Below are 19,802 nucleotides of genomic sequence, written 5' to 3'. Positions count from 1 at the left end.
CCCTTTCGCGGCCCAGACTAGAACGCCGCCAGACCAAGCGAAAGGGCGGCAGATGAATATCCTGATCCTCGGCGGCGGCGGGCGCGAACATGCGCTGGCCTGGGCGATCCGGCAGAACCCGAAATGCGACCGCCTGATCGTCGCGCCGGGCAATGCAGGCATCGCAGGCGTCGCGGAATGCGCCCGACTGGACATCCAGTCGCGGGCCGAGGTGCTGGAGTTCGCGCAGGAAAACGCCATTGACTTCGTGATCGTCGGCCCCGAGGCGCCGCTGGCCGCCGGGGTTTCTGACGCGTTGCGCGACGCCGGCTTCCTGGTCTTCGGCCCGTCGCAGGCTGCGGCGCAGCTGGAGGCGTCGAAGACCTTCACCAAGGAGGTCTGCGATGCCTGCGGCGCCCCGACTGCCGCTTGGGCACGGTTTACCGACGCCGTTGCTGCCCGCGACCATGTCAGCGCGCAAGGCGCTCCGATCGTCGTCAAGGCCGACGGGCTGGCCGCCGGCAAGGGCGTCACCGTGGCGGAAACGGTCGAGGACGCCCATGCCGCGATCGACGCTATCTTCGACGGCGAGTTCGGCGACATGTCGGTGATGATCGAGGAGTTCATGGCGGGCGAGGAGGCCAGCTTCTTCATCCTGTCGGACGGCACGGATTGCCTGGCCGTCGGCACCGCCCAAGACCACAAGCGCGTGGGTGATGGCGACACCGGGCCGAACACTGGCGGCATGGGCGCCTATAGCCCTGCCCCGGTCCTGACGCCTGACCTGCAGGACCAGGTGATGGAGCGTATCGTCCGCCCCACCATCGCCGAAATGGCGCGCCGGGGAACGCCCTTCCAAGGTGTCCTCTACGCCGGGCTGATGATCAGCGACGGCGAGGCGCGGCTGGTCGAATACAACGTCCGCTTCGGCGACCCTGAATGCCAGGTGCTGATGATGCGCCTTGGTGCGCAGGCGCTGGACCTGCTGCAGGCCTGCGCCGAGGGTCGCTTGGCCGAAGCCTCGGTGACCTGGGCGGACGATCACGCCCTGACGGTGGTGCTGGCCGCCAGCGGCTATCCCGGCAGCTATGGAAAGGGCAGCGTGATCCGTGGCCTTGATAAGCTGCCCGAGAGCAGCTTCCAGATGACCTTCCACGCCGGCACGGCAGACCGCGACGGCGCGATCACCGCCACCGGCGGCCGCGTCCTGGCCTGCACGGGACGCGGAGCTACCTTGGCCGAGGCGCATCAGCGCGCCTATGCGCTGGTCGAGGCCATCGACTGGCCCGAGGGGTTCTGCCGCCGCGACATCGGATGGCGAGCGCTCTGACGACAAAAGCCGCGCCAAAGGGCGCGGCTATCTTGAAAGGTGCCAGAGGTTCTCAGGCGGTGGTGTAAAGACCTTCGTAGATCGGCAGAAGCGTGTCGGTCTCGAACAGGCTGCTGACCGAGGTGCCGTTCCAGATGTTCAGGATCGCTTGCGTGAACATCGGTGCGGTGGGCACGATGCGGATGTTCGGCGCGTTCTTCACCGCCTCGGTTGGCTGGATCGAATCGGTGATGACCAGGGATTTCATGACCGATTTCGACACACGCTCGACCGCGGGACCGGACAGGACGCCGTGGGTGATATAGGCATGAACCTCGGTGGCGCCATTGTCGGTCAGCACCTGCGCCGCCTTGCAGAGCGTTCCGGCCGTGTCGCAGATGTCATCGACGATGATGCAGGCCTTGCCCGCGACGTCGCCGATCACGGTCATTTCGGCCACCTCTCCGGCCTTTTCGCGTCGCTTGTCCACGATCGACAGTGGCGCACCGATCCGGGTCGCCAACTCGCGCGCTCGCGCCACGCCACCAACGTCCGGGGACACGACCATCAGGTCATCCATACGCCCCTTGAAGTGGTGCTGCACGTCTAGCGCGAAGACCGGCGCCGCATAGAGGTTGTCCACGGGGACGTCGAAGAAGCCCTGGATCTGCGCCGCGTGCAGGTCCAGCGTCAGCACTCGGTCGACACCCGCCTCGGTCAGCAGGTTCGCCACAAGCTTGGCGCTGATCGGCGTGCGTGCCTTGGCGCGCCGGTCCTGCCTGGCATAGCCGAAATAGGGAATTACCGCCGTGATGCGAGAGGCCGAGGACCGGCGCAGCGCGTCGGTCATGATCAGAAGCTCCATCAGGTTGTCGTTGGCCGGGTTCGACGTCGGCTGGATGACGTACATGTCCTCGCCGCGGACATTCTCATAGACTTCGACAAAGATTTCCTGGTCGTTGAACCGCTCGACCCGGGCGTCCAGCAGGCTGACGCTCATCCCGCGGTGCATCGACATGCGCCGCGCGATCGACTGCGCCAGCGGGCGGTTCGCGTTTCCGGAAATCAGCTTGGGTTCGGTCATGACGGGCATGGGACGGGCCTTTGGCGGGTTCGGTCAGATTGCGGTTGCCTTAGCACCGGGTTAGCCTCTGGGCAAACTAAGAAGGACATGGCGATGGCACATATCGACTATTACCTCGGGACGATCAGCCCGTGGTGCTATCTGGCGGGCGACAGGCTTGAAAAGATCGCAGCCCGCCACGGGGCGCAGGTCACCTACAAGCCGCTGGACCTGCTGCAGTTGTTCGACCGCACCGGGGGGGTTCGCCCGGCCGACCGCCATGCCAGCCGGATGGAGTACCGCGCGCAGGAACTGCCCAGGTGGGCGGACCACCTTGGTATGGCCCTGAACCTGAAACCGGCGCATTGGCCGGTGAACATGGCGCCTTCGTCCTATGCCATCATCGCCGCGCAAGAGGCCGGCGGGAATGTCGGTGGTCTGGTTCAGGGCTTCCTGCGGGCGGTCTGGGCCGAGGAGCGCGACATCAGCGATGATACGGTCATCCGCGACCTCCTGGAGGCCTACGGCTTCGACCCGGCGCTGGCCGACAAGGGCCTGTTCGTCGGCGCCGAGATCTATGGCCGCAATCTTGAACAGGCGGTCGAGGCCGGGGCTTTCGGTGCGCCGTTCTATGTCGTGCGCGAAACCGGGCAGCGCTTCTGGGGTCAGGACCGGCTGGACTTCCTCGACCGGCACCTCGCCGGATGAGCGGGATCCACCTCCACCATTGGCCCGGCGACCCCGACCGGCCTGCGCTCGCGCTGCACTGCATGCTGGGAAGCGGGTCCTATTGGGGTCCGATCGCCCGGCACTTGGACGGACGCATCGACCTGCGCGGCTTCGACATGCCAGGACATGGCCGCAGCGACGACTGGGATCCGGCCGCCGACGACCCGGACCTGCACACGGCCGTCACCCGGATCGCCGCCAGCTTCATCCAGCGGCCGCTGGACCTGATCGGCCACAGCTTCGGCGCGACGGTCGCGCTGCGCATCGCCGTGGCCGCCCCCGATGCGATCCGCAGCCTGACCCTGATCGAGCCGGTACTGTTCGCCGCGGCGCCCGATGCCGCGCAGGATGCGCTTGACGATCGCATGGCCGAAGCGGTCCGGGCGGGTGACGACGAGGGTGCGGCCCGCGCCTTCCTGTCGGTCTGGGGGGCCGAGGATCCGACGACCCTGCCCCCGGCCGTCATGGAGCAGATGACCCGACGCATCGGCATGGTCGTCCAGACGCAGGACGCACTGCACGGCGACAGCGGCAGGATCCTGAGGGAGGGCGGCCTCGAAGCCATCGACGCGCCGGTGCTGATCATCTCGGGCGCCGACAGCCCGCCGGTGATCCGCAATATTGCCGATGCCTTGGCGGCGCGCCTGCCGGACGTGGGTCGCGCCAATGTTCCGGCGGCGGGGCACATGCTGCCCGTGACGCACCCGCACGAGGTGGCGGGCCTCATCGCGGTGAACCTGGACCGCGCCTAGAGGACGAAGTCCTGTTCGTCGGGCAGCCTGCCGATGGCGATCCACTGGACCCGCAGGCGTGCGACGCGCGTGTCGCCCCAGGTGCTGAAGACAAGGTCGAAGCCTGAGGGCGTCACGTTCTCGACCCTCAGGTCACCGCGCTGGTTGCGTTCGCTGTCCAGGTCCCACATGCCGATGCCCAGATGCACAATGGGTGACGTCAGGAACCTCTCCTGGAACGTGACGTGCTGGCGTGTCATGCGCGCGCCATCACCCATCCACATCGGCCCCTGGACGTCATAGTCTGACACGATCAAGCTTTCGCCCTGGACGATCCCAATCTCATTGCTGGCAAATCGCAGCATGGCAATCTCCTGTGCGCGGCCCAGTCTGAGGAACAGTCAGGCAAAAGAAAAGCCCCGGTTGCGACCGGGGCTGTCCTGTATGCCGAATGCGTTGGCTCAGTCGGGAACGGTCGACTGGTTCGGGTCCAGCCCGATATGTGTCCCCATGGCCTGCATGTCGCCAAGCAGCTTGGCGGTGGCGGTCACGAACTCTTCTCCGACAGTGTCACGACGGTCGGTCGCATTGCGATGGGCGCGATGGGCGTCCTTCATCATGTCGTTGAAGACGTCCTGCGTGATCTCCTCGCGCGGGTGGCCGCGCTCGGCCAGCAAACTGACGCTGTCGGCGTTGATCTCGGCAAAGCCGCCGGTCACGGCGAATTCCTTCTGGGTGCCGTCGGCCCCCACAAGGATCACCATGCCGGGACGCAGAGTCACGATCGTGGGCGCATGGCCGGGCATGGCGGTCAGGTCGCCGTCATTGCCCGGCAGGCGCACCTCGCGCACGGGAACGGAGGCGAGGCTCCGTTCCGGCGACACGAGGTCGAACTGCATGGTATCGGCCATCCTGCCCCCTTACGCGGCTTCGGCCGCGAGACGCTGCGCTTTGGCCTTCACGTCCTCGATGTCACCGACCATGTAGAAGGCCGACTCCGGCAGGTGGTCGTATTCACCAGCCACAACCGCCTTGAAGGACGCGATGGTCTTTTCAAGCGGAACCTGGACGCCGTCCGAACCGGTGAAGACCTTCGCCACGTCGAAGGGCTGTGACAGGAAGCGCTGGATCTTGCGGGCGCGGGCCACGGTCAGCTTGTCCTCCTCGGACAGTTCGTCCATGCCCAGGATCGCGATGATGTCCTGCAGCGACTTGTACTTCTGCAGGATGCCCTGCACGTCGCGCGCCACCTGGTAGTGCTCTTCGCCGACAACGGCCGGGTCGAGGATACGGCTGTTCGAGTCCAGCGGGTCCACGGCCGGGTAGATGCCCAGTTCCGAGATCGCGCGCGACAGAACTGTCGTGGCGTCGAGGTGGGCGAAGGTCGTGGCAGGCGCCGGGTCGGTAAGGTCATCGGCCGGGACGTAGACGGCTTGGATCGAGGTAATCGAGCCGTTCTTGGTCGAGGTGATGCGTTCCTGCATCGCGCCCATGTCAGTGGCCAGCGTCGGCTGGTAGCCCACGGCGGACGGGATGCGGCCCAGAAGCGCCGACACCTCGGAACCCGCCTGCGTGAAGCGGAAGATGTTGTCGACGAAGAACAGAACATCGGTGCCCGAGGCGTCGCGGAACTGCTCGGCCAGGGTCAGACCGGTCAGGGCGACGCGCATCCGCGCCCCCGGCGGCTCGTTCATCTGGCCGTAGACCAGTGCCACTTTCGACTCCGACAGGTTGTCGGGGACGATCACGCCCGATTCCACCATCTCGTGGTAAAGGTCGTTACCTTCACGGGTCCGCTCACCGACGCCCGCAAAGACCGAGTAGCCCGAGTGCACCTTGGCGATGTTGTTAATCAGTTCCATGATCAGAACGGTCTTGCCCACGCCGGCGCCGCCGAAGAGGCCGATCTTGCCGCCCTTGGAATAGGGTGCCAGAAGGTCGATGACCTTGATTCCGGTGACCAGGATTTCCGAGCTGGTCGCCTGGGCAGCGAAGTCCGGGGCCTGCTGGTGGATGGCGCGGGTGTCGCTGGCGGCCAGCGCCTCGCCCTCGTCGACGGGCTCTCCCACGACGTTCAGGATGCGTCCCAGGGTCACGTCGCCGACCGGCACGGTGATCGGGCCGCCGGTGTCGGCGACCGCCTCGCCGCGCACAAGACCTTCGGTCGAGTCCATGGCGATCGTGCGGACGGTGTTTTCGCCCAGGTGCTGCGCGACTTCCAGCACCAGCTTCTTGCCGTTGTTGTCTGTCGTCAGCGCGTTCAGAATTGCGGGCAGGTGGTCTTCGAACTGCACGTCAACGACGGCGCCGATCACCTGCGTGATTTTACCAGTGGCCTCTGCCATGTCATCACCCTCTAGCGTTACGGTCAGAGCGCCTCGGCGCCCGAAATGATTTCGATGAGTTCCTTGGTGATCGCGGCCTGACGCGAGCGGTTGTACTCGGTCGTCAGACGGTCGATCATGTCGCCTGCGTTGCGCGTGGCGTTGTCCATGGCACTCATCCGCGCGCCCTGCTCGGACGCCGCATTTTCCAGAAGCGCCGCAAAAATCTGCGTGGCGACGGACCGCGGCAGGAGGTCGGCCAGAAGCTCCTCCTCACCCGGCTCGTAGTCATACAGCGCGTTCGCAGTGGCGCCTTCGGGCACCTCGGCGGGAATGACCTGCCGGGCAGTGGGGATCTGGCTGATCACCGACTCGAAGCGGTTGTAGAAGATCGTGGCCACGTCATAGTCGCCGGCGTCGAAGCGGTTCAGAACCTCGTCCGCGATGCCGCGGGCGGTGTCATAGCCCACGCGCTTCACCTCGGACAGATCGACGTGATGCACGAACAGGCTGCCATAGTCGCGCTTCAGCTGTTCGCGGCCCTTCTTGCCGACGGTCAGGATCGCGACCTCTTTCCCCTCGCCCCGCAGCCGCTCGGCATGCTGGCGGGCCAGCTTGACGATCGAACTGTTGAAGCCGCCGGCCAGGCCGCGCTCGGCGGTCATGACCACCAGCAGGTGACGCTTGTCGTCGCCCGTGCCGGCCAGCAGGCGCGGCGCGCCGGCCTGGCCTGCCGCATTCGCGGTCAGGCCGGCCATGACGGCCTGCATGCGGTCGGCGTAGGGACGCGCAGCCTCCGCCGCCTCTTGCGCGCGGCGCAATTTGGCGGCGGCGACCATCTGCATCGCCTTGGTGATCTTCCGCGTGTTCTTGACGCTTCCGATCCGGTTCTTGAGATCCTTGAGACTGGGCATCTATTCCCCCTCTCAGGCGCGGGTGCGGTTGTATTCGTCCAGCACCGCCTTGATCGAAGCTTCCAGTTCACCGCTGACCTTGCGGTCGTTGCGGGTCATGTCGTCCAGAAGGTCCGACTTCTGGCTGCGCAGGAACTGGATCAGGCCGTCTTCCCAGGCCACGACTTCGCGTACCGGCACGTTGTCGATGTAGCCCTTGGTGCCGGCATAGATCACGATCACGATCTCGGCGTTGGTCAGCGGGCGGTACTGCGGCTGCTTCATCAGCTCGGTCAGGCGGGCACCGCGGTTCAGCAGGCGCTGCGTCGCGGCATCCAGGTCCGAGCCGAACTGGGCGAAGGCCGCCATCTCGCGGTACTGCGCCAGTTCCAGCTTGACAGGACCCGCGACGGATTTCATCGCCTTGGTCTGGGCAGCCGAGCCCACGCGCGACACCGACAGGCCGGTGTTCACAGCCGGGCGGATGCCTTGGAAGAACAGTTCCGTCTCAAGGAAGATCTGGCCGTCGGTGATCGAGATCACGTTGGTCGGGATATAGGCCGACACGTCGCCCGCCTGCGTTTCGATGATCGGCAGAGCGGTCAGCGAACCCGCACCGTTGGCTTCGTTCAGCTTGGCCGAACGCTCCAGCAGGCGCGAATGCAGGTAGAAGACGTCGCCCGGATAGGCTTCGCGTCCGGGCGGACGACGCAGCAGCAGCGACATCTGGCGATAGGCCACGGCCTGTTTGGACAGGTCGTCATAGATGATCAGCGCGTCCATGCCGTTGTCGCGGAAGTATTCCCCGATCGCGGTGCCCGAATAGGGCGCCAGGAACTGCATCGGTGCCGGGTCCGACGCGGTGGCGGCCACAACGGTGGTATAGGCCATGGCGCCAGTCTCTTCCAGCTTCTTGACCAGCTGGGCGACGGTCGAACGCTTCTGACCCACGGCCACGTAGATGCAGTGCAGCGTCTTCATGCCCTCGGCCTCGCGGCCGTTGTAGTTCTGCTGGTTCAGGATCGTGTCCAGCGCGATGGCGGTCTTGCCGGTCTGGCGGTCGCCGATGATCAGCTCGCGCTGACCGCGGCCGACGGGGATCATGGCGTCGACGGACTTGAGGCCGGTCGCCATGGGCTCGTGCACCGACTTGCGCGGCATGATGCCCGGGGCCTTGACGTCGGCCACACGGCGCTCGGTCGCCTCGATCGGGCCCTTGCCGTCGATCGGGTTGCCGAGGCCGTCAACGACGCGGCCCAGCAGGGCCTTGCCGACGGGAACGTCCACGATCGAACGCGTGCGCTTGACGGTGTCGCCTTCCTTGATCTGGCGGTCGTCGCCGAAGATCACGACACCGACGTTGTCGGTTTCGAGGTTCAGCACCATGCCGCGGACGCCGCCGGGGAATTCCACCATCTCGCCGGCCTGGACCTTGTCCAGGCCGTAGACGCGGGCAATCCCGTCGCCGACCGACAGCACCTGGCCGACCTCGGCAACTTCGGCGTCCTGGCCGAAGTTCTTGATCTGCTCCTTGAGGATCGCCGAGATCTCGGCAGCCTGGATTCCCATTATCCGACCTCTTTCATGACATTCTGCAGGGAAGCGAGCTTCGAGCGGACCGAACTGTCGATCATCTTCGAGCCCAACTTGACAATCATGCCGCCGATGAGGGTCTCATCGACGCGCGTGTTCAGCTTGACCTTCTTGCCCGACTTCTCGGAGAGTGTCGCCTTCAGCCGCTCCTGCTGCGCGTCGGTCAGGGCGACGGCGCTGGTGACGTCGGCCGTGACCTCGCCTCGCTCGACCGCGATCAGGTCAGCCAGGCGGGAAGTCAGCTGCGGCAGCACGAACAGACGGCGGTTCTTCGCCATCAGCTGCAGCGTGTTCGACAGGACCGGCGACAGCTTCATCTTCGCGGCCAGCGCACCGACGGCGCGCGACTGCTGGTCGCGCGAATAGATCGGGCTGGCAATCAGGTCGCGCAGGTCCGCGCTGTCCTTCAGCGCGGCATCCAGATCGGCGGTCTGCTGGGCAAGGGCGTCAAGCCCCCCATCTTCCTTCGTGATGTCGAAGACGGCCTGCGCATAGCGTCCGGCGATGCTCTGGGACATGGAAACAGAGTTGGCCACGGTCATCCTTTACGGTTTGCGCAAACCCCGCTGGCGGGCCGGGCTGCTGCCTGGTCTGTCGCGGGGCGCGGGTCGCGGTCGCACGGCTGATGGAGGGTCGTGCAAATCTGCGGCGTCTCTAGCAGGTGATTTCACCCCCGGCAACCTTCTAGGGCACGGAAAGGGCAGCCTTTGCGACCTTTGGGCGCGATTGAGGAAATCGGGCCACGGCCAGCGCTAACAGCGTTCGAAAACCACGGTTCCGCACCTGTGGCAGGATGTCGCATCGCTGCTTATGCGGGCGGCAGTCGGCCCAGCCGGCCTGTGCTCTGCGGGGAACGCACCGGCCGTGGCCGCGCGACCCCGTCCAGGATCTCCAGCGGGCTGGGGACGTGGATCTTGATGCCGGGGCCGATGGGCGCCCTGCTCTGCTTCGACATCTCGACCAGGATCACGCCGGCGATCAGGACGCGGCTGATCCGCGCGCCGGTCCGTTCCCAGAACTGCGCGCTGCGCAGCCAGAACCGGCGGTCCGAGGGCGGGATATAGATGGCCGAGCCTTGCCATTCGGGCTGGAACCCCGTGCGGCGGATTTGCATCGTGATCTGCGTCGTCGTGTAGGACCGGCCAAAGCCGAAGGGCGTGCGGTCCGTCGCGGCCCAGAGCCCTGCCCGGTTCGGCACCATCACCATCATCCTTCCTCCGGGGCCCAGGCAGCGCCAGGCCTCGGCCAGCAGCTCGCGCGGGTGGTCGCTGGTCTCCAGCCCGTGCAGCATCACAAGGCGGTCGATGCTTCCGGTCTCGATCGGCCAGGCGGTCTCGTCGCAGAGGACCGAGTGGTTCGGAAGGCCCGCCGGCCAGCCCATCACCCCCTGCGGGCCCGGCATCAGCGCCGTCACCCGCCGCGCGTGCGGAAGATACGGCCGCAGCATCGGCGCCGCAAAGCCGAAACCGGCCACGGTCATCCCCGCGCAGGACTGCGCCGACCACCGCCCCGTCAGCCGGTCGCGCAGGATCCGCTGCACCACCCGCCCAAGCGCCCGCTGGTAATAGAAGCGACGCAGCTGGTCGATGTCGTGATGCATTGCGTGCGGGTCCCGGTTTTGACAGGCTCAGGTGACCACATGGGGAAGGATTTGCCAATGCCGCTGGACCTTGTCACGCTGCGCTGTCTTCAGGACAACTACGCCTATCTTCTGCACGGCGAGGCCGGCACCGTGCTGATCGATGCCCCCGAGGCATTGCCCATCCTGACCGAGCTGAACGCGCGCGGCTGGCGGCTGGACGCGATCCTGCTGACGCACCATCACGACGACCACGTCCAGGCCGTGCCGCAGATCGTGGCGGAAACCGGGGCGCGGGTCATCGGCGCGGATGCCGATGCCCATCGCCTGCCTCCGCTGGACCTGCGCGTCCGGCCCGGAGAGCCGCTGGAGGTTCTTGGCGAACAGGTGGCCGTGATCGACGTGTCCGGACACACCGTGGGCCACGTGGCGTTTCATTTCCCCGACAGCGGCATGGCCTTTACCGGGGACAGCCTCATGGCGCTTGGGTGCGGCCGCCTCTTCGAGGGCGATCCCGAGATGATGTGGGCCAGCCTGATGCGGCTGAACGCGCTGCCCCCGGATACGCTGATTTGCTCTGGCCATGACTATTGCACTGGCAACGGCGCCTTCGCCATGTCCGTCGACAAGGACAACCAGGCGCTTCAGGACCGTCTGGCGGCCATCGCCGAGGCACGCGAACCCTGCGCGCCAGCCACCTTGGAAACCGAAGCGGCCACCAACCCGTTCCTTCGGACAGAGGCGCTGTGCGAGGCTTTGGGAATGCACGGTGCGACCGACTCGCAGGTGTTCGCGCGACTTCGCCGGATGAAGGACGAGTTCTGAAAATCGCCCGCTGCGACCGGCCGTCGCGGCCCCGTTCACTTGCCGCTTGAAATGAGGGCTATGCGACATCACATCTGCCTCAACCGTGGGAAAAACGTGGCATCTGACGGAAAAACCACTTGATGCCGGGCGAAATCCACCAAATCTTAAATGCATCGTGACAGTCTGGGCAGGTGGGCAACGTCAGGCCCATACCGCCAGCCGACTGACAGGAGACGACCGTGCCAAGTTTCTCGACCTCTCTGGAACAGGCCATTCACCAGGCGCTCGCGCTGGCGAACGAACATCGACACGAGCTTGCGACGCTGGAACACCTGCTGCTGGCCCTGACCGAGGAACCCGATGCGGTCAAGGTCATGCGCGCCTGCAACGTGGACCTGGAAGAGCTGCGCAAGACCATCAGCGATTTCATCGAAGATGACCTTTCCACCCTCATCACCGACGTCGACGGCTCGGAGGCCGTGCCGACGGCGGCCTTCCAGCGCGTGATCCAGCGTGCCGCGATCCATGTACAAAGCTCGGGCCGGCAAGAGGTCACGGGCGCCAACGTGCTGGTCGCCATCTTTGCCGAACGCGAATCGAACGCTGCGTATTTCCTTCAGGAGATGGACATGACCCGCTATGACGCGGTCAACTTCATCGCGCATGGCGTCGCCAAGAACCCCAGCTTCAACGAACCCCGGAAAGTCGCGGGCTCCGATGAACCCATCGAGCAGAAGCAGGAGACCGCGCAGGAGCAGAAGGACGAGACGGCCCTTGGCAAATACTGCGTCGATTTGAACGCGAAATCCAAAAAGGGCGACGTGGACCCGCTGATCGGCCGCGAGGCCGAGGTCGAGCGCGCGATCCAGGTTCTTTGCCGCCGTCGCAAGAACAACCCGCTTCTGGTGGGCGACCCTGGTGTCGGCAAGACAGCCATCGCCGAGGGGCTGGCGCTAAAGATCACTCGTGGCGAGACGCCGGACGTGCTGGCCGGGGCCACGATCTTCTCGCTGGACATGGGTGCGCTTCTGGCGGGAACCCGGTATCGCGGCGACTTCGAGGAGCGGCTGAAGGCCGTAGTCAAGGAACTCGAGGCGCATCCCGACGCGATCCTGTTCATCGACGAGATCCACACGGTAATCGGCGCGGGCGCGACGTCTGGCGGTGCCATGGATGCCTCGAACCTGCTGAAGCCCGCGCTGGCGGGTGGCAAGCTGCGCTGCATGGGCTCGACCACCTATAAGGAATATCGCCAGCACTTCGAGAAGGACCGCGCCCTGTCGCGGCGGTTCCAGAAGATCGACGTGAATGAGCCCTCTGTGCCCGACACGATTAAGATCCTCATGGGCTTGAAGCCGCATTTCGAGGCACATCACGACCTGCGCTACACGAATGATGCGATCAAGTCGGCGGTCGAACTGGCCAGCCGCTACATCAACGACCGCAAGCTGCCCGACAGCGCCATCGATGTTATCGATGAGGCAGGTGCGGCCCAGCACCTAGTGGCCGAAAGCAAGCGCCGCAAGACCATCAGCCCTAAGGAGATCGAGGCCGTGGTGGCCAAGATTGCCCGCATCCCGCCCAAAAACGTCAGCAAGAACGATGCCGAGGTTCTGCGGGATCTGGACGCGGCGCTGAAGCGGGTGGTTTTCGGCCAGGACAACGCCATCGATGCGCTGTCCAGCGCGATCAAGCTGGCGCGGGCCGGTCTGCGGGAGCCGGAGAAGCCCATCGGCAACTATCTGTTTGCGGGCCCGACCGGCGTCGGCAAGACCGAAGTTGCCAAGCAGCTGGCCGCCAGCCTGGGCGTCGAACTGATCCGCTTCGACATGTCTGAATACATGGAGAAGCACGCCGTCAGCCGCCTGATCGGCGCGCCTCCAGGCTATGTCGGTTTCGATCAGGGCGGTCTGCTGACGGACGGCGTGGACCAGCACCCGCACTGCGTCCTGCTGCTGGATGAGATCGAGAAGGCGCATCCCGACGTCTTCAACATCCTGCTGCAGATCATGGATGCCGGGCGCCTGACCGACCATAACGGCCGGACGGTCGATTTCCGAAACGTGGTGCTGATCATGACCTCGAACGCTGGGGCTGCGGATCAGGCCAAGGCGGCCATCGGCTTTGGCCGCGACCGTCGCGAGGGCGAGGATACCGCCGCGATTGAGCGGACCTTCACGCCAGAGTTCCGTAACCGCCTGGACGCGATCATCAGCTTTGCGCCGCTGTCGCGTGACGTGGTGATCCATGTGGTCGAAAAGTTCGTGCTGCAGCTCGAGGCTCAGCTGATGGACCGGAATGTCCACATTGAACTGACCCCGGAAGCCGCGAACTGGCTGGCTGAGAAGGGTTACGACGACCGCATGGGCGCCCGCCCGCTGGGGCGCGTCATTCAAGAGAGCATCAAGAAGCCTCTGGCCGAGGAGTTGCTCTTCGGTCGCCTGACCAAGGGTGGCGTTGTCGTGGTCAAGATCGAGGATGACAAGCCCGTCTTCGACATCACCGGCCCCGACGCTCCCCGTATCGGCAGGTCCAAGACGCCGCTGCTGACGGCCGAATAGGGCGGTACGGCTTCATCCGCCCGTCCAACCCTGCTACCGACAAAAAAGCTGCGTCTGCCCCACATCGGGGTGGACGCTTTCGCAGGCTCTTCCCGTGCGGGTATTCAGGTCTGATCGAGTGTAACAAGCACAGAGAAGCCGATATGCAAGGCGCTGCTAGACCTCTAGCCGCGGCCGAGGCAGCATCCTTACGCAATCGACAATACACGAAACCAGGTGTTCCGTCGCGGCATCTGCTGGATTGAGTTTAGGATGAATCTGTCTGGCTCGCATGTCCAGATCTTGCAGATGTATCCAAAGGGCGTAAGGGCCAGCCCTGATCCGCCATGGGTTTAAGGACTATGGCTCCCGAGGGTCTTGAGCCGGCGCGCAAAGTTATAGGCGGATATGAAGTCCGCAGGTGGGTGTGGAACTGGTTATGACGGGCGTAATGGAAGCGCTAGACGGTTGCTTGCTTGATCGTGCGGTTCACTAGCTCTACCTGACCATTTGTCCAAGGATCCTTCACTTCTCTCAGCCTGTGCTCGATCTCCTGTTCCCGGCATACGCGGTCAAAGATGTGCTCGAAGGCGCTTGCATCGCAGTTTCGATTTGTGAAGTGGACTCCGTAGCATGTTGGGGAGAACACGCCGGAGAAGGTCATGGCGGTCTGCTGCGCAACTTGAGGGCTACGCACGCGGCCATAGCCTGCTTCAGCGCTTCGTTCCCAACATGCTATGGTCCGGAGTGCTTTGCCATGGCGGTTCGGGACGGGATGGCCGCGGTCGGTGCAAAGGTCTATGTTGACCTGGTGATCGCCTTGGAAGAACAGCTTTTGTCAAAGCTTCAACGCGAAGCCTAGGGGCGAGTTGCTGAACGAGGAAATCTTCTACAGCTCAACCGAAGCGCGGATCGTCATCGAGGAATGGCACAAGTATTGCATACCAGACGCCCGCACTCATCACCGGCTTATCGGCCGCCAGCTCCGGAGGTCGTGCAATGGCCGGCTTCGCCATCCAAAGCCGCTTCGCCGGCCATCCCGACCATAGCTCCCAGTCGTCTCATGGCTAAGACTGACACCGGACCACTTTAGTGGGGCAGGTCACGTCGTCAGGCCGAGCCGGTGACGACAACAGATTTCCTCCGCCATTCTATCGATACGACGCGTCGATCCTATCCTCGATCATTTCGATGAGCCGCGCTTCGGCGGAGTGGAATCTGCGCAGACCCGGTCTCGTGGGGCGGGTTCTTGCATGCGGCAGGCCAAAGCAAGATGCCGCACCCCTCGCCGCCGCTGCCCAGGTCGTGCAGTGTCTTCGACGTCGATGCAACGGGATCCCGCGAGCCGATCGCCTGCTGTCGTAGTCCGCTAGAAGACGCTGACGATGCGTGTCTTGTTGGCGTCAGCCTCGTACGCGACGTTGTCGACAGCCGCACATGCCCTGCATGCGACTGGTCTGAGTAGAACGATACACGTCGTGCAGGTTTTGCTGTGCTGCCGAACGTGCAGAGTGTTCATTTAGCCAAAGTGCTACTTATGCCACCGCATTCCAGTTCGGCTTCGTGACTGATGCCGTTGTCGCGGCATGAGATACCGGCCTCGCAGCGGTAACAACTGTGCTATGCGCAGGCCATTCTGCCCACCACCAGGAAAGCTTCTGCTGGTAGGATACATCGGATCCTATCGTGACGGAGACTCAGCGGGAAAGCTCTCACTCGAAAAAGCCATCAATGTGCTAAGTGGTAAGCCCTGCGCGGATCATCAGGCCCATCATGGGCGAGAGCGCGGCGAGCTCCATACACGGCTCAACGCTATGGCGCATCGCAGCCTATCACCCTCTGCTTTTACCCGTGTATCAACCATCGCCGCTACACCAGCGATAAGCCTGATGAAGTTAGAGATATTGCGTCACCGGCAGGGGACTGTTGCTGTTCTGATGCCTCCGCATGCAGCGCCCGGATGGTCCAGCGGCGGGCGCTGCTTGACCGGCACGCTTCGATCTGGCCGCGCCCCGCCAAACGTGCGACGCGCGACCAGAGGACGGGTTCAGGCGCCCTTGTAGATATCGACCAGCTTCTGCAGCATCTCAAGCGCGTCGGTGCGCGAGCGTTGGAAGCTGTTGCGACCGATGATCGACCCGTTGCCGCCGCCGTCGCGGATCGCGCGGGCGTCGTCGAAAACGGCATCGGCGCCCTTGGCCGCGCCGCCCGAGAAGACGACGATCCGGCGCCCGCCGAAGCTTGCCTCCATGCAGTGTCGGACGCGGGCTGCCTGGGTGGCGATATCAATGCCCTTCTCCTCATAGACCTTCTTGGCCTCGGGGAGCATCAGGTGGTCGGTCGACAGCTTGATCTTGATGATATGGGCGCCGATCAGCGCCGCGATCTGGGCGGCATAGGCGGCGACGTCGATGGCCGTCTCGCCATCCTTCGTGATCGCCTCGCCCCGCGGATAGGACCAGATGACGGTGGCCACGCCCTTCGCGGCGGCCTCCTTGCGCATCTCGACGATCTCCTCGAACATGTCGAGCGCCATGTCCGAGCCCGGATAGATCGTGAAGCCGATCGCCGCGCAACCAAGCCGCAGCGCGTCGTCCACCGATGCGGTGAGAGCCTGATTCTTGCCCGCCGTGTTCGACATCAGGCTGTTGGCGCTGTTGACCTTCAGGATGGTCGGGATCTGACCCGCGAATGTGTCGGCCCCCGCCTCGATCATGCCAAGGGGCGCGGCATAGGCGTTCAGCCCGGCGTCGATCGCCAGCTGGTAGTGATAGTGCGGGTCATAGCCGGCCGGGTTCGGCGCGAATGACCGCGCCGGGCCGTGTTCGAACCCCTGGTCCACGGGCAGGATGATCATCTTGCCGGTGCCGGCCAGCTGGCCCGTCATCAGCATCCGCGCCAGCTGCGCCTTTACGCCCGGCGTCTCGCCTTCGTAGTTGGCCAGGATGCGGCGCACCGTATCGGTCATCTGCATGTGTCTTCTCCTTTGGTGTGGCCGTTGGATAGCATGCGTCGGACCCGCATCAATGCTGGTTACGCTAACAATGTCCGTCACCTGAGAAATGACGCTCCACCGCGTCAATCGCCTTCGACGGAGCCGGTAAAATTCTATGAAAACAGAAGTCGATTACGACAGAAGTTTTCAGCATATCTGGTCTTGTGAACCGTCCAGAGGAGAGGGAAACCATGCGGCTGACGACCAGCCTTGCGCATTACCAGCTGCCCCGGACCGATGTCCTGCCGGTCCGCCCGGCCGTGCCCGGCGGCCAATCACTAACTGAAACCGCACCCCAGATGGCCGCCGACACGCCCGAGCGGGTTCTGCCGCCAATGGCCTACAAGCAGTGGCTGAAGCTGCTGACGGGATACGAGGCAGGCGCGCAGCTTGCCCCGAACGCACCATCGGCCGGGGACGCCGTCCCCGGCCGGACGGAACTCTAGCGCTTCGAACTTTCCAGCGCCGCCACGCCCGGCAGCTCCTTGCCTTCCATCCACTCGAGGAAGGCGCCGCCTGCGGTCGAGATGAAGGTGAAATCACTGGCGACGCCCGCCTTGTTCAGCGCCGCCACGGTGTCGCCGCCGCCGGCGACCGAGATCAGGCCGCCATTGCGCGTCAGCTCCGCCGCAGCCTGCGCCGCCGCATTGGTGGCGCGGTCGAACGGCTCGATCTCGAAGGCACCGAGCGGGCCATTCCAGATCAGCGTCCGGCAGGCGGTCATCGCCTGGCGCAGCGCCTCGACAGTTTCGGGACCCGCGTCCAGGATCATCGCGTCGACCGGGCACTGATCGACCGGCAGCGTCTCGGACGCGGCACCGGCCTTGAATTCGCGCGCCACGACGATGTCGCCCGGCAGGTGAATCCGACAGCCCGTCGCCGCGGCCTTGTCGATGATCGCGCGGGCGGTGTCGGCCATGTCGCGTTCGGCCAGCGACTTGCCGACCTCGATTCCTTGCGCGACCAGGAAGGTGTTGGCCATGCCGCCGCCGATCACCAGGTGATCAACCTTCTCGACCAGGTTCTCCAGCAGCTCCAGCTTGGTCGAAACCTTGGCCCCGCCCACCACGGCCATCACCGGCCGCTGCGGATTGCCCAGGGCTGCGTCCAGCGCCTTCAGCTCGGCCTCCATGAGCCTGCCCGCGCCCGCGTTCAGCAGCCGGGCCAGCCCCTCGGTCGAGGCATGAGCCCGGTGCGCCGCCGAGAAGGCATCGTTGACATAGGCGCCACCCAGGGCGGCCAGCGAGGCCGCGAAGGTGGCGTCGTTGGCCTCTTCGCCTCCGTGGAAGCGGGTATTCTCCAGCAGCGCGACCTGCCCCGGCTCCAGCGCAGCGACGGCGCGCTTGGCGGGGCCGCCGATGCAATCCTCGGCAAACACCACCGGCTGGCCAAGCGCCGCCTCCAGCGCGGGGATGATCTGCTTCAGGCTCATGCTTTCGACGCGCCTGCCCTTGGGACGGTCGAAATGCGCCAGCAGGACAGGGATGCCGCCCTTGGCCTGGATATCCTTGACCGTGGGCACGATCTTGTCGATGCGCGTGGTGTCGGTCACGCGGCCGGCCTCGACGGGCACGTTCACGTCGACGCGGGTCAGCACCACCTTTCCGTCAAGGTCCATGTCGTCGATCGTGTGGAACCTGGTCATCCTTGCTTCCTTCCGGTCTGAGGTTGGCAGGGTTGTCCCGCATGGGGCGGCCGCCGTCAACTGCGCCCGACCTCGCACGATCTTGCCGGTCGGGCGGCGTCACGGTTTCGCGCGTTGCCCTTCGCCGGGCAAGCCCCTAGATCAAGGGGAGAACCTGTCAAAGGAGGGCCTCATGGCCGATATCAAAGACCCCGAGAACACCATCATCATCGAGCTGAAGGACGGCCCCGTCGTCATCGAGCTGCTGAACGATGTCGCCCCCAAGCATGCCGAGCGCATGAAGGAACTGGCCCGCGCCGGCGCCTACGACAACGTCGCCTTTCACCGCGTGATCGACGGCTTCATGGCCCAGACCGGCGACGTGGCCCATGCCAACATGGAAAAAGGCTACAACCCCGGCCGCGCCGGTACGGGCGGTTCGGACAAGCCGGACCTGCCGGCCGAATTCTCGAAGCTGCCGCATGACCGCGGGACGCTTGGCGCGGCGCGTTCGCAGAACCCCAACAGCGCGAACAGCCAGTTCTTCATCAACTTCAGCGACAACCACTTCCTGAACGGCCAGTACACCGTCTATGGCCGCGTCATCGAGGGGATGGAGCATGTCGACAAGATCGCCCGCGGCGAGCCGCCCGCGCAGCCCGACCGTATGATCAGCGTGAAGGTGGCCGCCGATGCATAAGTTTGTCCTGATCCCCGCCGTCCTGGCGCTTGGCACCTCTGCCGCTCTGGCTCAGGGCACCAACCCCGAGGTCGAGGACACCGAAGGCCCGAACATGGTCATCGAGGTCGCTGACGCCGAGGGTAATTCCAAGGGCACGATGGTCCTCGATCTGCGCGAAGACTTGGCCCCGAACCACGTCGCCCGCCTGGTCGAGCTGACGGAACAGGGCGCCTATGACGGCGTGGTGTTCCACCGCGTCATCGACGGCTTCATGGCGCAGACCGGCGACGTCGCGAACGGCCAGCAGGGTGGCGACACCTCGATGGCCGGCATGGGCGGGTCGGATCTGCCCGACCTCGAGGCCGAGTTCAGTGACGCGACCTTCGACCGCGGCACCGTCGGCATGGCCCGCGCTGCCGATCCGAACAGCGCCAACAGCCAGTTCTTCATCGACCTGGCCCCGGCGCAGTTCCTGGACGGCCAGTACACTGTCGTCGGCCAGTTGATCGAGGGATGGGAGGTTCTGGACAGCATCAAGAAGGGCGACGCCGCCGCCAATGGCGCGGTCGAGGAACCGGACTACATGCTGGACGTCACCATCCAGAACGCCGAGGACGAAGGCGCCTGAAGCTCCGCAACCGAACCTGAAGAAGGGGGCCACGCCCCCTTCATGGATGGCCCATCCCTGCCGGCGGTCTTTGTGCAGGATGTCGGTGTTCGATGGAGGAAGGAGCGGATCATGAGCCTTGTGATCGTTGGCATCGACCTGGGCAAGGACAGCTGCAGCATCGCCGGTCTTGACGGCATGGGGATTGTGACAGTGTGACGGCGAATGCGTCGTGACGGCGTCATCGCCTTCGCGGCGAAGCTGCCGGCCTGCATCATGGCTATGGAGGCGTGTTGCGGCGCTCATCACATGGGACGGACGCTGGCAGCACTGGGGCATGAGGTCCG

The 19,802-nt window shown here is 64.9% G+C and carries 18 protein-coding genes and 3 pseudogenes; 10 read left to right on the top strand and 11 right to left on the bottom strand.

Features of this window, described 5'->3' with window-relative positions; translation table 11 throughout:
* Window positions 1-52 precede the first annotated feature (52 nt).
* Window positions 53-1,309, top strand: coding sequence for a phosphoribosylamine--glycine ligase (purD, locus tag OC184_RS05525; protein ID WP_265506187.1), 1,257 nt, complete (start codon window positions 53-55; stop codon window positions 1,307-1,309).
* 52 nt (window positions 1,310-1,361) lie between these two features.
* Here purD and OC184_RS05520 read toward each other — a convergent pair whose 3' ends face one another.
* The gene (locus OC184_RS05520) at window positions 1,362-2,381 is read right to left on the bottom strand and encodes a ribose-phosphate pyrophosphokinase (protein ID WP_265506186.1); all 1,020 of its coding nucleotides are present in this window, start codon (window positions 2,379-2,381) and stop codon (window positions 1,362-1,364) included.
* 84 nt (window positions 2,382-2,465) lie between these two features.
* On the opposite strand from OC184_RS05520, the gene OC184_RS05515 reads away from it, so the two are divergent.
* Window positions 2,466-3,059, top strand: coding sequence for a 2-hydroxychromene-2-carboxylate isomerase (locus OC184_RS05515; protein ID WP_265506185.1), 594 nt, complete (start codon window positions 2,466-2,468; stop codon window positions 3,057-3,059).
* Complete coding sequence (locus tag OC184_RS05510) at window positions 3,056-3,832, top strand: alpha/beta fold hydrolase (RefSeq protein WP_265506184.1); 777 nt, start codon at window positions 3,056-3,058, stop codon at window positions 3,830-3,832. The genes OC184_RS05515 and OC184_RS05510 overlap by 4 nt, the downstream gene beginning before the upstream one ends.
* Here the strand turns inward: OC184_RS05510 and OC184_RS05505 are convergent.
* The 7 genes from OC184_RS05505 to OC184_RS05475 all read right to left on the bottom strand — a co-directional run bounded on the left by OC184_RS05505 (window position 3,829) and on the right by OC184_RS05475 (window position 10,221).
* A complete protein-coding gene (locus OC184_RS05505; RefSeq protein ID WP_265506183.1) occupies window positions 3,829-4,176 on the bottom strand; it encodes an H-type lectin domain-containing protein in 348 nt (115 codons plus the stop codon). The genes OC184_RS05510 and OC184_RS05505 overlap by 4 nt on opposite strands.
* 96 nt (window positions 4,177-4,272) lie before the next feature.
* Complete coding sequence (locus tag OC184_RS05500) at window positions 4,273-4,722, bottom strand: F0F1 ATP synthase subunit epsilon (RefSeq protein ID WP_265506182.1); 450 nt, start codon at window positions 4,720-4,722, stop codon at window positions 4,273-4,275.
* A 9-nt stretch (window positions 4,723-4,731) separates the two neighbouring features.
* Window positions 4,732-6,156: a F0F1 ATP synthase subunit beta gene (atpD, locus tag OC184_RS05495; RefSeq protein ID WP_265506181.1), complete on the bottom strand. Its 1,425-nt coding sequence runs from the start codon at window positions 6,154-6,156 to the stop codon at window positions 4,732-4,734.
* A gap of 23 nt (window positions 6,157-6,179) precedes the next feature.
* Entirely contained in the window at window positions 6,180-7,049 is an 870-nt protein-coding gene (locus OC184_RS05490; protein ID WP_265506180.1) for a F0F1 ATP synthase subunit gamma, read from the bottom strand.
* A 12-nt stretch (window positions 7,050-7,061) separates the two neighbouring features.
* Window positions 7,062-8,597 (bottom strand): F0F1 ATP synthase subunit alpha, encoded by a 1,536-nt coding sequence (gene atpA, locus OC184_RS05485; RefSeq protein WP_265506179.1) that lies wholly within the window; start codon window positions 8,595-8,597, stop codon window positions 7,062-7,064.
* Window positions 8,597-9,163, bottom strand: a complete 567-nt coding sequence (locus OC184_RS05480; RefSeq protein ID WP_265506178.1) for a F0F1 ATP synthase subunit delta — start codon at window positions 9,161-9,163, stop codon at window positions 8,597-8,599. The genes atpA and OC184_RS05480 overlap by 1 nt, the downstream gene beginning before the upstream one ends.
* A gap of 266 nt (window positions 9,164-9,429) precedes the next feature.
* Window positions 9,430-10,221, bottom strand: a complete 792-nt coding sequence (locus OC184_RS05475) for a class I SAM-dependent methyltransferase (RefSeq protein ID WP_265506177.1) — start codon at window positions 10,219-10,221, stop codon at window positions 9,430-9,432.
* 57 nt (window positions 10,222-10,278) lie between these two features.
* Here OC184_RS05475 and gloB point away from each other — a divergent pair, with 57 nt between their 5' ends.
* Window positions 10,279-11,025: a hydroxyacylglutathione hydrolase gene (gene gloB, locus OC184_RS05470; protein ID WP_265506176.1), complete on the top strand. Its 747-nt coding sequence runs from the start codon at window positions 10,279-10,281 to the stop codon at window positions 11,023-11,025.
* Window positions 11,026-11,246: 221 nt separating this feature from the next.
* Window positions 11,247-13,568 (top strand): ATP-dependent Clp protease ATP-binding subunit ClpA, encoded by a 2,322-nt coding sequence (gene clpA, locus OC184_RS05465; RefSeq protein WP_265506175.1) that lies wholly within the window; start codon window positions 11,247-11,249, stop codon window positions 13,566-13,568.
* Window positions 13,569-13,756: 188 nt separating this feature from the next.
* On the opposite strand, the pseudogene OC184_RS05460 reads toward clpA, so the two are convergent.
* Window positions 13,757-14,175, bottom strand: a pseudogene (locus OC184_RS05460) (hypothetical protein); the annotation flags it as partial.
* Window positions 14,176-14,286: 111 nt separating this feature from the next.
* Here OC184_RS05460 and OC184_RS05455 point away from each other — a divergent pair.
* Window positions 14,287-14,640, top strand: a pseudogene (locus tag OC184_RS05455) (integrase core domain-containing protein); the annotation flags it as partial.
* A gap of 954 nt (window positions 14,641-15,594) precedes the next feature.
* On the opposite strand, the gene OC184_RS05450 reads toward OC184_RS05455, so the two are convergent.
* A complete protein-coding gene (locus OC184_RS05450; protein WP_265506174.1) occupies window positions 15,595-16,521 on the bottom strand; it encodes a class I fructose-bisphosphate aldolase in 927 nt (308 codons plus the stop codon).
* A gap of 212 nt (window positions 16,522-16,733) precedes the next feature.
* Here OC184_RS05450 and OC184_RS05445 point away from each other — a divergent pair, with 212 nt between their 5' ends.
* Entirely contained in the window at window positions 16,734-16,988 is a 255-nt protein-coding gene (locus OC184_RS05445) for a hypothetical protein (RefSeq protein WP_265506173.1), read from the top strand.
* On the opposite strand, the gene OC184_RS05440 is transcribed toward OC184_RS05445, so the two are convergent.
* Complete coding sequence (locus OC184_RS05440; protein ID WP_265506172.1) at window positions 16,985-18,187, bottom strand: phosphoglycerate kinase; 1,203 nt, start codon at window positions 18,185-18,187, stop codon at window positions 16,985-16,987. The two genes, OC184_RS05445 and OC184_RS05440, sit on opposite strands and share 4 nt — an antisense overlap.
* A 172-nt stretch (window positions 18,188-18,359) precedes the next feature.
* On the opposite strand from OC184_RS05440, the gene OC184_RS05435 reads away from it, so the two are divergent.
* The 3 genes and pseudogenes from OC184_RS05435 to OC184_RS05425 form a co-directional block, all read left to right on the top strand.
* Window positions 18,360-18,866 carry a peptidylprolyl isomerase gene (locus OC184_RS05435; protein ID WP_265506171.1) on the top strand — a complete coding sequence of 169 codons (507 nt, stop codon included), beginning with the start codon at window positions 18,360-18,362 and terminating at the stop codon, window positions 18,864-18,866.
* Complete coding sequence (locus tag OC184_RS05430) at window positions 18,859-19,476, top strand: peptidylprolyl isomerase (protein ID WP_265506170.1); 618 nt, start codon at window positions 18,859-18,861, stop codon at window positions 19,474-19,476. The genes OC184_RS05435 and OC184_RS05430 overlap by 8 nt, the downstream gene beginning before the upstream one ends.
* A gap of 111 nt (window positions 19,477-19,587) precedes the next feature.
* Window positions 19,588-19,802, top strand: a pseudogene (locus OC184_RS05425) (IS110-like element ISMmg1 family transposase); the annotation flags it as partial.

The sequence above is a fragment of the Paracoccus rhizosphaerae genome (assembly GCF_026162645.1).
GTDB lineage: Bacteria > Pseudomonadota > Alphaproteobacteria > Rhodobacterales > Rhodobacteraceae > Paracoccus > Paracoccus rhizosphaerae.
This window is presented reverse-complemented; position numbering and strand designations above follow the sequence as displayed.

Coding starts and splice junctions, on each gene's coding strand:
- purD (WP_265506187.1), top strand. CDS start 53: ATGAATATCCTGATCCTCGGCGGCGGCGGGCGCGAACATGCGCTGGCC.
- OC184_RS05520 (WP_265506186.1), bottom strand. CDS start 2,381: ATGCCCGTCATGACCGAACCCAAGCTGATTTCCGGAAACGCGAACCGC.
- OC184_RS05515 (WP_265506185.1), top strand. CDS start 2,466: ATGGCACATATCGACTATTACCTCGGGACGATCAGCCCGTGGTGCTAT.
- OC184_RS05510 (WP_265506184.1), top strand. CDS start 3,056: ATGAGCGGGATCCACCTCCACCATTGGCCCGGCGACCCCGACCGGCCT.
- OC184_RS05505 (WP_265506183.1), bottom strand. CDS start 4,176: ATGCTGCGATTTGCCAGCAATGAGATTGGGATCGTCCAGGGCGAAAGC.
- OC184_RS05500 (WP_265506182.1), bottom strand. CDS start 4,722: ATGGCCGATACCATGCAGTTCGACCTCGTGTCGCCGGAACGGAGCCTC.
- atpD (WP_265506181.1), bottom strand. CDS start 6,156: ATGGCAGAGGCCACTGGTAAAATCACGCAGGTGATCGGCGCCGTCGTT.
- OC184_RS05490 (WP_265506180.1), bottom strand. CDS start 7,049: ATGCCCAGTCTCAAGGATCTCAAGAACCGGATCGGAAGCGTCAAGAAC.
- atpA (WP_265506179.1), bottom strand. CDS start 8,597: ATGGGAATCCAGGCTGCCGAGATCTCGGCGATCCTCAAGGAGCAGATC.
- OC184_RS05480 (WP_265506178.1), bottom strand. CDS start 9,163: ATGACCGTGGCCAACTCTGTTTCCATGTCCCAGAGCATCGCCGGACGC.
- OC184_RS05475 (WP_265506177.1), bottom strand. CDS start 10,221: ATGCATCACGACATCGACCAGCTGCGTCGCTTCTATTACCAGCGGGCG.
- gloB (WP_265506176.1), top strand. CDS start 10,279: ATGCCGCTGGACCTTGTCACGCTGCGCTGTCTTCAGGACAACTACGCC.
- OC184_RS05450 (WP_265506174.1), bottom strand. CDS start 16,521: ATGCAGATGACCGATACGGTGCGCCGCATCCTGGCCAACTACGAAGGC.
- OC184_RS05445 (WP_265506173.1), top strand. CDS start 16,734: ATGCGGCTGACGACCAGCCTTGCGCATTACCAGCTGCCCCGGACCGAT.
- OC184_RS05440 (WP_265506172.1), bottom strand. CDS start 18,187: ATGACCAGGTTCCACACGATCGACGACATGGACCTTGACGGAAAGGTG.
- OC184_RS05435 (WP_265506171.1), top strand. CDS start 18,360: ATGGCCGATATCAAAGACCCCGAGAACACCATCATCATCGAGCTGAAG.
- OC184_RS05430 (WP_265506170.1), top strand. CDS start 18,859: ATGCATAAGTTTGTCCTGATCCCCGCCGTCCTGGCGCTTGGCACCTCT.